The 10,609-nt window shown below is 60.1% G+C and carries 8 protein-coding genes and 1 pseudogene; 7 read left to right on the top strand and 2 right to left on the bottom strand.

Annotation, left to right across the window (positions count from 1 at the left end; translation table 11 throughout):
- The first annotated feature begins 301 nt into the window (after positions 1-301).
- The gene (gene macA, locus NVB75_RS08240) at positions 302-1,453 is read left to right on the top strand and encodes a macrolide transporter subunit MacA (RefSeq protein ID WP_258346778.1); all 1,152 of its coding nucleotides are present in this window, start codon (positions 302-304) and stop codon (positions 1,451-1,453) included.
- A gap of 3 nt (positions 1,454-1,456) precedes the next feature.
- Complete coding sequence (locus NVB75_RS08235; protein ID WP_258346777.1) at positions 1,457-3,415, top strand: MacB family efflux pump subunit; 1,959 nt, start codon at positions 1,457-1,459, stop codon at positions 3,413-3,415.
- A 123-nt stretch (positions 3,416-3,538) separates the two neighbouring features.
- Here NVB75_RS08235 and NVB75_RS08230 read toward each other — a convergent pair whose 3' ends face one another.
- Together NVB75_RS08230 and NVB75_RS08225 are read right to left on the bottom strand one after the other, a co-directional pair.
- Positions 3,539-4,228 carry a helix-turn-helix transcriptional regulator gene (locus NVB75_RS08230; RefSeq protein WP_258346776.1) on the bottom strand — a complete coding sequence of 230 codons (690 nt, stop codon included), beginning with the start codon at positions 4,226-4,228 and terminating at the stop codon, positions 3,539-3,541.
- A 185-nt stretch (positions 4,229-4,413) separates the two neighbouring features.
- A complete protein-coding gene (locus tag NVB75_RS08225; RefSeq protein WP_258346775.1) occupies positions 4,414-5,658 on the bottom strand; it encodes a methionine gamma-lyase in 1,245 nt (414 codons plus the stop codon).
- A gap of 124 nt (positions 5,659-5,782) precedes the next feature.
- On the opposite strand from NVB75_RS08225, the gene NVB75_RS08220 reads away from it, so the two are divergent.
- From NVB75_RS08220 to NVB75_RS08200, 5 genes and pseudogenes are all read left to right on the top strand, one after another.
- Positions 5,783-6,253, top strand: a complete 471-nt coding sequence (locus NVB75_RS08220) for an Lrp/AsnC family transcriptional regulator (protein ID WP_017479794.1) — start codon at positions 5,783-5,785, stop codon at positions 6,251-6,253.
- An 855-nt stretch (positions 6,254-7,108) separates the two neighbouring features.
- Positions 7,109-8,233 carry an IS481 family transposase gene (locus NVB75_RS08215; RefSeq protein ID WP_258344060.1) on the top strand — a complete coding sequence of 375 codons (1,125 nt, stop codon included), beginning with the start codon at positions 7,109-7,111 and terminating at the stop codon, positions 8,231-8,233.
- 145 nt (positions 8,234-8,378) lie between these two features.
- Positions 8,379-8,501: pseudogene (locus tag NVB75_RS08210) on the top strand (acetamidase/formamidase family protein); the annotation flags it as partial.
- 165 nt (positions 8,502-8,666) lie between these two features.
- Positions 8,667-9,230, top strand: coding sequence for a DUF2239 family protein (locus NVB75_RS08205; protein ID WP_258346774.1), 564 nt, complete (start codon positions 8,667-8,669; stop codon positions 9,228-9,230).
- A 22-nt stretch (positions 9,231-9,252) separates the two neighbouring features.
- Positions 9,253-10,608 carry an MATE family efflux transporter gene (locus NVB75_RS08200; RefSeq protein ID WP_258346773.1) on the top strand — a complete coding sequence of 452 codons (1,356 nt, stop codon included), beginning with the start codon at positions 9,253-9,255 and terminating at the stop codon, positions 10,606-10,608.
- The last annotated feature ends 1 nt before the right edge of the window (position 10,609 follow it).

Genomic DNA, 10,609 nt, shown 5'->3' with positions numbered 1-10,609 from the left:
CCACTTAGTGTCCCGCACTTACAGCGGGTCATTTTGGGCAACCTTCTGTAGGAGCGAGCTTGCTCGCGAAAAACCTGAGGGCGCCGCGTTCATTCAGGACGCCAACGTCATCGTTAACGACCTTCGCGAGCAAGCCCGCTCCCACATTTGGACCGTGCCCGCTTCAGCTTTCGATCTTAGGCGCCCCGTTAAACCACGCTGGCCGCTGTAAGAGCGGAACCCATATCAGCCGTTACCCAAAAAACGGATATGCACTCCGAGCCAAAAGCCGGACCCATTTCAACACCTCTTATGGTCATTTATGGAAAAGTCAAAGTATCGAAAAGCAGGATTGGCCCTGGTGTTGACCGTCGCAGCGGGCCTGATCATCTACACCGTGCAGGCCCCGGCAGACGCGCCGCAATACCTGACCGCCACCGCCGAACGCAGTGACATCGAAAACGCCGTCCTGGCCACCGGTTTGCTCGAAGGCGTCAAGCAGGTCGACGTCGGTGCCCAAGTCTCCGGCCAGCTCAAATCCTTGAAGGTAAAGGTCGGCGACAAGGTCAAGAAGGGCCAATGGCTCGCCGAAATCGACCCGTTGATCCTGCAAAACACCCTGCGCAAAGCCCAGGTCGACGAAGAAAACCTTCAGGCCCAACGCCGCGCCACCGCGGCGCAACTCAAGGAAACCAAATCCGTCTACGAACGCTATCAGGGCCTGCAAGAGGACGAATCCGTGTCCCGCCAGGACTTCGAAACCGCCGAATCCAACTACGAGGTACAGCGCGCCAACCTGATGTCCCTCGACGCCCAGATCAAAAGCGCCCACATCCAGATCGACACCGCCAAGATCAACCTGGCCTACACCCGCATCGTCGCGCCAATCGACGGCGACGTGGTGGGCATCGTCACCCAGGAAGGCCAGACCGTGATCGCCAGCCAACTGGCGCCGGTCCTGCTCAAGCTCGCCGACCTGGACACCATGACCGTCAAGGCCCAGGTCTCCGAGGCCGACGTGATCCACATCAGCCCCGGCCAACAGGTGTATTTCACCATCCTCGGCGAGGCTGACAAGCGCTACTACGCCAAACTGCGCGGCACTGAACCCGCCCCGCAAAACTTCCTCGAAACCCAGACCGCCGGCACCCCGAAGCAAAACACCGCGGTGTTCTATAACGCGCTGTTCGACGTACCCAACCCCGACCACCGCCTGCGCATCGCCATGACCGCCCAGGTGCGGATCGTGCTCGACACCGCCAAGGCCGCACTGACTGTGCCGGTGGCCGCACTCGGTCCGCGCAATGCCGACGGCAGCTTCCCGGTGCGGGTGCTGGACGCCAAGGGCAAGGCCAACACGCGACAGGTGAAGACCGGCATCAACAATAACGTCAAGGTGCAGATCCTTGATGGCCTGGCCGAAGGCGACAAGGTGGTGATCGGTGATCCATCGCCCGCCGTGGCGGGGGGCTGATTGATGACTCAGCCACTGTTGGAACTTAAAGGCATCGTCCGCAGTTTCATGGCCGGTGACCGCGAGTTCATTGCCCTCAAGGGCATCGACCTGACCATCCATGCCGGAGAAATGGTCGCGATCACCGGGGCCTCGGGTTCGGGTAAATCGACCCTGATGAACATCCTCGGCGGCCTCGACTACGCCACCGCCGGCAGCTACAAGATCAATGGCATCGAAACCCGCACCCTGGGGGATGAGCAACTGGCCGAACTGCGCCGCGACTACTTCGGTTTTATCTTTCAGCGTTACCACTTGCTGGCGCACTTGAGCGCGTTGCATAACGTGGAAATGCCGGCGATTTATGCCGGTACGCCGGAAACCGCCAGGCATAGTCGGGCCGGGGAGTTGCTGACGCGACTGGGTTTGTCGGGGCATTTGACCCATCGGCCGAGCCAGCTATCCGGCGGCCAGCAACAGCGGGTGAGTATCGCCAGGGCCTTGATGAATGGCGGGGAAGTGATCCTCGCCGACGAACCCACCGGCGCCCTCGACACCCATAGCGGCAAGGAAGTGATGCGCATCCTGGCCGAGCTGCACGCCGCCGGGCACACGGTGATCATCGTCACCCATGACCCGAAAGTCGCGGCCAATGCCCAGCGGATCATTGAGGTGCGCGATGGCGAGATCGTCAGTGACCGCGACAATGAGAGCGTCGGCCTCGACTTGCCCACCGAAGCGCCCATCGAGCCCAAGCGCAGCGGTGCACGCAAGTTGGTGGCGAGCCTCGGGCTGTTCAAGGAAGCTTTCAACATGGCCTGGGTGGCGCTGATTTCCCATCGCATGCGCACCTTGCTGACCATGCTCGGCATCGTCATCGGCATCACCTCGGTGGTGTCGATCTCGGCCATTGGCGAAGGTGCCAAGCGCTATGTGCTCAAGGACATCCAGGCCATTGGCAGCAACACCATCGACATCTTTCCCGGCAAGAGTTTCGGTGACAGCCGCGCCTCGGCCATCGAGACATTGTTGCCGTCGGATGTGGAGGCGCTGAACCAGCTGTATTACGTCGACAGCGCCACGCCGGTGGTGGGGCGCAACCTGTTGTTGCGCTACCGCAACATCGACCTGGATGCCCAGGTCAATGGTGTCAGCGACCGCTACTTCCAGGTCAAGGGCCTGAAGCTCGAAGCCGGGATTACCTTCAGCGAAAGCGACGCCCGGCGCCAGGCCCAGGTGGTGGTGATCGACCACAACACGCGCCATCGGTTGTTCGGGCCCGGGGTGGATCCGTTGGGCCAGGTGATCCTGGTGGGCAACCTGCCCTGCACGGTGATCGGGGTGACGGCGGACAACAAAAACATGTTTGCCGCCAGCAAGGCGCTGAACGTGTGGGTGCCGTATGAGACGGCGGCGGGGCGGCTGTTGGGCCAGCGCCATCTGGACAACATCACTGTGCGGATCAAGGACGGTCAGCCGAGCAAGGTGGTGGAAGAGAACGTCACCAAGCTGATGTTGCAACGCCACGGCACCAAGGATTTCTTTACCAACAACCTCGACAGCATCATGCAGACGGTGCAGAAAACCAGCCGCTCCCTGGCGTTGCTGCTGTCGTTGATCGCGGTGATTTCGTTGCTGGTGGGGGGCATCGGGGTGATGAATATCATGCTGGTGTCGGTGACCGAGCGCACCCGCGAGATCGGGATTCGCATGGCCGTGGGCGCGCGGCAATCGGATATTCGCCAGCAGTTCCTGGTGGAAGCGGTGATGGTCTGCCTGATTGGCGGGATGATCGGCATCTCGCTGTCATTCGCCATTGGCTATCTGTTTTCGTTGTTTGTGAAAGAGTGGGAAATGGTGTTTTCCCTGGGGTCGGTGGTGACGGCGTTTGCGTGTTCGACGCTGATCGGGATTGTGTTCGGGTTTGTGCCGGCGAGGAATGCGGCGCGGCTGGATCCGATTGAAGCCCTGGCCCGGGATTAAGCCGGGTAGAGATCAACATTTGGGAGCGGGCTTGCTCGCGAATGCGGTGGATCAGTCACACATGTATTGACTGACACACCGCATTCGCGAGCAAGCCCGCTCCCACATTTGTCCTGCGGTGTTCTAGAGCGTTGCGTTTTCTTCTGTGGCGTACATCCACCGCATCAACGAATGCCGGCCACTGATGCCCATCTTGATCGCCGCCCGCTTGAGGTAGCTCTCGATGGTGTTGACCTTCAACGCCAACTGCTCCGCCAGTTCCGGCGCGGTACGCCCGGCCAGCAACCCCACGCACACCTCCAGCTCACGGCTGGACAGGGCCAGCCCCGATTGCGCGAGGCGTTCTTCGAAGCGCCGGCGCAAGGTGTCGATGCCTGGTTGCTGCGGCGCTTCACTGTCCGGGCTGCTGGGTTGCAGGGCGCTGATGTGCTTTTCAACCATCGGCAGCAGCAAGGAGGAGAAGTCCTGCAGGATGATCCGTTCCTGCTGGGAAAAGCTTTCGGAGGGGTTCGAGCGATACACCGAGAGCACGTAGCTGACGTCATCCTTGCGCCGGGTCAGGTGCAGTTGGGCGGCGGCCTGGGCCTCTTCCTGCCCTGGCAGCGGGTCGGTGTACACCGGGCTGATCCCCGTCATTCGCGAACTGCCGCCCTTGCGCGGTGAACTCACAGGCATTTGGGTGATGTGCGTGGCATCGACCGCCAGTTGGGTGAGGATCAGGTCATGCAGCATGCGCGGGAAATGTCGGCTGCCGGTGCTGGCGATGACTTTGCCAATGTGGGGGAACAGGTGTGAGTTCATCATTTCATCCATGAGTTTCAATGAGGGCGGCGTACAGGGCAGTGATCTCCATGACTGCCGCCTCGTATGCTAGTACAGGCTTTCGCAAACGGGCCAATGAATGGATCAAATTTTTTGCGGTGCAGGGCTCAACGGGAAAAGCCCGACCTTTTCAGGCCGGGCTATTGGTAAACGTCGCGCCTGGTTGTGAATTTACCTCAAGCGTGATGAACGTTTTGCTGCACAACCCTGGATTTCGGTTTCGGGGCACAGGCGTGCAGTGCCTGCTCAACGTCCGCCAACAGATCGGCGACATCCTCAAGGCCCGCCGAGAGCCGCACCAGCCCCTCGGAAATCCCGTGGTGGGCGCGTTGTTCCGGGGTGTAGGTGGAGTGGGTCATGCTGGCCGGGTGCTGGGCCAGTGACTCGGCGTCCCCCAGGCTCACCGCCCGGGTGAACAGCTTGAGGGCATTCATGAAACGCCGGCCCATCTCGATGCCGCCCTTGAGTTCAAACGCGATCATGCCGCCGGATTGTTTCATCTGCCGGGCGGCCAATTCGTATTGGGGGAAGGAGCGCAAGCCGGGGTAGGTCACCCATTCCACCAAGGGATGGGCCTGCAAGGCTTCGGCGATAGTCAGGGCGTTGCTGCAATGGCGGTCCATGCGCAGAGCCAGGGTCTTGAGGCCGCGCATCAGCAGGGCGGCATCCTGAGGCGACATCACCGCGCCGGTCAGGTCCTTGAGCCCTTGCAGGCGAATGCGCTGGGCCAGGGCCTGGCTGCTGACAGCGATGCCGACGGTGATATCGCCGTGGCCGCTGAGGTATTTCGTCGCCGAGTGCACCACCACGTCGGCACCCATTTCCAGCGGGCGTTGCAGGTAGGGTGTGCAGTAGGTGTTGTCCACCACCACGGTGATGCCGGGTTGTTGGTGGGCGATTTCGGCGACGGCGGCGATGTCCACCAGTTGCAGGTTGGGGTTGGCTGGGGTCTCGAAATAGATCATGCGCGTGGCCGGGTTGATGGCCTCGCGCAGGGCGGCCAGGTCGGTGAGGTCGACGTGGCGCACCTTGATGCCGAATTCGCCGATGCCGTGATGCAGCAGGGCGAAGGTGCAGCCGTAGAGGGTCTGGCTGACGATGATTTCGTCACCGGGGCGCAACAGGGTCCAGAACGTCGCGGCAATCGCGCCCATGCCGGAGCTGAAGGCCACGGCGGCTTCGCCGTTTTCCAGGGTGGCCATGCGCGCTTCCAGCAGGGCCAGGGTGGGGTTGGAGATGCGGGTGTAGAAGTGCCCGCTCTCTTCCCCGGCAAAGCAGGCGGCGCCGTATTCGGCGGTGGGGAAGGCGAAGGTGGCCGATAGATAGATGGGCGGCACGAGGGCGCCGTGGTGGTCTTGAGGGTCGTAGCCGTGGTGGATGGCACGGGTGGAAAAGCCGAACGTATTGTGTTTATTTTTCATGGTCGGACGCTCCTTATTTCCTACAATGCTATGCTTATAACTGCGGCCGAATGTTCCATAGTTTGCTGGGAAAACCCGGTAGATTGGGATGAAAAACAATAAAAATGACGTTTTGAGGCAAGATATGCCTATTCATCTGGATCGGACTGACAAGGCGCTTTTAAACGCCTTGCAGGGCAATGCGCGGTTGACGGTGGCGGAGTTGGCGGAGCGGGTGTCGCTGACCACTTCGCCGTGTTGGCGGCGGGTGAAGAACCTCGAGGACAGCGGGGTGATCGGGGGGTATCAGGCGATCCTGTCGCCCAAGGCGCTCGGGTATGGGGTGACGGCGTTTGTCAGCATCATGATGGACACGCACTCGCGCGAGGTGGCTCGGGCGTTTGAGCAAAGGTTGCTGGAGATTCCCGAGATTGTGGCGTGTCATAACGTTTCGGGGCGGTATGATTTTTTGTTGGAAGTGGTGGCGAAGGATCTGGAGTCGTTTGGGGAGTTTGCGCGGGAAGTGTTGCAGGGGTTGCCGTGTGTTAAGGAGATTTATTCGAGTTTTTCTTATAAGTCGGTGCGGCCGTTGCGGGTGATTCCGCTTCCTGAGTGATTGACGGTGTACATATCCGTTGCTTCGGTAACGGCCACTTATGGTTCCGCTCTTACAGCGGGTCACTTTTGGCAAACGCCCCAAAAGTAACCAAAAGGTCTTTGCCCCACCACTCGGTGCCTCGCTTAGGCTCGGCATGCCCGCACTCCGGCCCGGTTCCGCGGGCCGCCGCGACGGGCCATCCATGGCCCGGCGCGGCTAAATCGGCTTCCCTGCCGATTTACCCGCTCCACCGTGCCTGCTTGCGGCCATCGTGGTTGACGGGGCCCGCAGATCAAAATCAAAAGCAGATCAAAAGCAGAGCACAGCGGCCTCCCGGCCGGCTTGAGTGTTAAAAGCCAGATCAAAAGCCAGAGCGAAAACAAATCTGCTTTTCTGTGGGAGCGGGCTTGCTCGCGAAAAACCTGAGAGCGCCGCGTTCATCCAGAATGCCCACGTCATCGTTAACGACCTTCGCGAGCAAGCCCGCTCCCACATTTTTGACCGTGCCCGCTTTAGATTTTGATTTGGCTTTTGCTCTTCAACACTCAAGCCGGCCGGGAGGCCGCTGTGCTTTTGCTTTTGATCTTGATCTTAGGCGCCCCGTTAAACCACGCTGGCCGAACGCAGGCTTTGGAGCGTGGGTAACCTGGCAGGACGCCAGGTTAGCCGTCCTGGGCCAGGGATGGCCCATGACGGCGGCCCACGGTCCAAAGCCGGAGTGAGGGCACACCGAGCCTAGGCGAGGTGCCGAGTGGTGGGGCAAGAGCGTTTTGCTTACTTTTGCGCTGTTTGTACGGACCGGACACATGGTTGACGGGTGTGCGGGGACATGGTGGACACTTTTCGGCGAGCTAACTTCGCCGGAAAACCATCATGCCCTGGGACACGAGAGATGCCATGAGCCTGAAAGAAGAGTTTGTCGCCTTGGCGCGGCAACCCGGCAGTAATAAACGAGAACTGTGTCGACGATTCGGTATCAGCCCCCAAACGGCGTACAAGTGGCTCGATCGCTACGAGACGCAAGGCCGGTCGGGGCTGCAAGAGAAGTCCCGCAAACCTCTCACCAGCCCCAAGCTGACCAACACCGCTCTAGAGACGGCGGTCATAGCGCTCAGGCAAGACCATCCAGCCTGGGGTGGGCGCACGATCAGCAGCATTTTGAAAAAACAAATCGCTCCCAGCACCGTTACTAATGTTCTGCACCGACACGGGCTGATTCAGCCTGCTCAGAAGGAACAAGCGGCAAAGTTGAGATTTGAACACGATGCGCCTAACGATCTTTGGCAGATGGACTTCAAAGGGCATTTCCCGACGCAACAAGGCCGATGCCATCCCCTGACCCTGCTGGACGACCACTCGCGATTCAACCTGGCGATTCAGGCTTGTGATAACGAGCGTGGGACCACGGTGAAAGAGAAAATGATTGAAGTGTTCCAGCGCTTCGGATTACCGGCTCGCATCAACGTCGATAACGGCCCGCCCTGGGGCTCGCCGCGCAACCCTGGCGAAATCACCGAGCTGAGTATCTGGTTGATTCGCTTAGGAATTCGGATCAGCTTCAGCCGTCCTTACCACCCCCAAACCAATGGAAAGATTGAGCGTTTCCATCGGTCACTCAAGGCCGAAGTGCTTAATGGGCGTCAGTTTTCCACGATCAAGGAAGCTCAAACAGCGTTTGATCAATGGCGTGAGATTTATAACTTGCAACGGCCTCATCAAGCGTTGGGCTACAAGGTGCCGATGGACCGGTATCGAGCCAGCCCATGGGCTTATCCGCAGCAGTTATCGGAGTTTGAATACGGACCGGACGACGTATTGGCCAAGGCTTATAACAGCCGATTCCGCTTTCAGAAACGCTATTTCAGCATAGCTAAGGGGCTGGCTGGGCATCACCTTGCCATACGTCCTAATCCTGAAAGTGATGGGCTTTTTGACGTCTACTTTTGCCATCACTTCCTACGAACAATCGACGTGAGCAAGCCAGACTATGGTCCATAATGTGTCAACCATGTCCCCGCACATGTGTCCACCATGTGTCCGGTCCGTACACGCTGTTCAAAAGTGAGCCGCTGTAAGAGCGGAACCCATTTCAGCCATCACCCAAAAAACGGATATGTACACCACCCAAAGCGGCATACATCTGGAACTGATCGACACCAACCCAACCCGCGTCCCACCCCTGGCCAACGCCCCGCTGGCCGCCACCGCACAGATGGGCAAACTCAAGGGCTCGGCCCGTGACGACGCCGCTGCCACCGGCGCCCGCGCCTAGGGCCGCCGAGTGCCTGTTGCTTGACCTGGGCGTGGGCGTGGGCGCCATGGGTGCGACCGCCATCAGTAATCGTTTGGTGGTTTCGCATCGAGCGGCTTGCAACAAATAAAATTCAGGCTAATATGACCCGGGTAAAACAATATATTCCGGGTAAAAGTCATGAGCGCATCACACTGCACCGCCTTCCTTGGCCACCAACGCGTGGCCGCCGGCTCTTATGCCGACGTCGCCAAAAACCTGAAAAGTCTCGACCTGTCGACCGGCAGTTTGTTGGTGTTTGATGACGCCAGCGGTGTTCAAGTCGACTATCCCTGGCCCGCGGGTTATACGCCCCAACAACCGGCAGCCACGGTGACGGAGGCCGAAGTGCCAGTGTCACCTACCGTAGGCCGACCGAAGCTGGGCGTGGTCGCCCGTGAAGTGACCCTGCTGCCACGGCATTGGGAATGGCTGGGGCAACAACGCGGCGGCGCCTCGGCGGCCTTGCGCCGGCTGGTGGACGAAGCGCGCAACGCCCATGCCGAGCACGATGAGCAACGCCAGGCCAAGGAATCCAGCTATCGTTTCATGAGCGCCCTGGGCGGCGACTTGCCGGGTTTCGAAGAGGCCTCGCGGGCGTTGTTTGCCCAGGACGGCGCTGACTTTTCCAACAAGATTGCGCACTGGCCGGTGGATGTGAAGTTGTACCTGGCCTGGTTATCACGCAACGCTTTCCCTGCCTAATTGCATTGAGATCCGAACCTCCATGGAAGTCACCCAGCAACGACCGTTGTGGCAGATCTATCTGATCTTTCTGGCACCCATGGTGCTGTCCAATTTCCTCCAGAGCTTTTCCGGCACGCTGAACGGTATCTACGTCGGGCAGATGCTCGGTACCCAGGCGTTGGCGGCGGTGTCGGGGATGTTCCCCATTGTGTTTTTCTTTATCGCCCTGGTGATCGGCCTGGGGGCCGGCGCTTCGGTGCTGATCGGCCAGGCGTGGGGCGCGCAGGAAACCTCGATGGTCAAGTCGATCACCGGCGCCACCCTGACCCTTGGCGCCCTGATCGGGGTGATCGCGGCGGTGCTGGGCAGCGTGTTTGCGCGCCCGGCGATGCAGGCGCTGGGCACACCGGTGGATGTGCTGGATGACGCGGTGGGTTATGCGCAGATGATGATGCTGATCATGCCGCTGCTGCTGGTGTTCATCCTGTTCACCCAACTGCTGCGGGGCGTGAGTGACACGGTGTCGCCGTTGCTGGCGCTGGTGGTGTCGACCACCGTGGGCCTGGTGCTGACTCCGGCACTGATCAAGGGCTGGCTGGGTTTGCCGCCAATGGGTATTCAGAGCGCGGTGGTGGCGGGGCTGGTGGGTAATGCCCTGGCGATGACGTTTCTGGTGTTGCGGCTGCGGCATAAAAAACACGTGATGGCGCCGGATCGCGAGTTGATGGCGGCGTTGCGGCTGGACCGGGTGATTTTGGGCAAGGTGCTGCGTATTGGTCTGCCGACCGGGTTGCAGATGGTGGTGTTGTCGTTGTCGGAGTTGGTGATTCTGGCGCTGGTCAACAGCCATGGTTCCCAGGCGACGGCGGCGTATGGGGCGGTGACGCAGATCGTCAACTATGTGCAGTTTCCGGCGTTGTCGATTGCGATCACGGCGTCGATTCTTGGGGCGCAGGCGATCGGGGCGGGGCGATTGGAGCGGATTGGGCCGATCCTGCGAACGGGGATTTTGATCAACCTGTGCCTGACGGGTGGGTTGATTGTGTTGGGGTATGGGTTGTCGCACTGGCTGTTGGGGTTGTTCATTACCGACGTGGATGCGCGGGTCAAGGCTGAGCATCTGTTGCATATCATGCTCTGGAGCATTTTGGTGTTTGGGTTCCAGGCGGTGGTGGGCGGGATCATGCGGGCCAGCGGGGTGGTGCTGGTGCCGGTGGGGATTTCGATCGTGTGCGTGTTGGGGGTGGAGTTGCCGGTGGCTTATCTGCTGAATGCGCGGTTTGGGTTGGAGGGGGTTTGGATGGCGTTTCCGGTGACGTATCTGGCGATGCTGGGGTTGCAGACGGCGTATTACCGGTTGGTTTGGCGGCATAAGCAGATTAAGCGGTTGGTGTGAG

This window comes from Pseudomonas sp. CBS (genome assembly GCF_024734645.1).
In the GTDB taxonomy this organism is placed as follows: Bacteria; Pseudomonadota; Gammaproteobacteria; order Pseudomonadales; family Pseudomonadaceae; genus Aquipseudomonas.
Note: the sequence above shows the minus strand (reverse complement) of the source record. Positions and strands in the feature narration are given on the sequence as shown.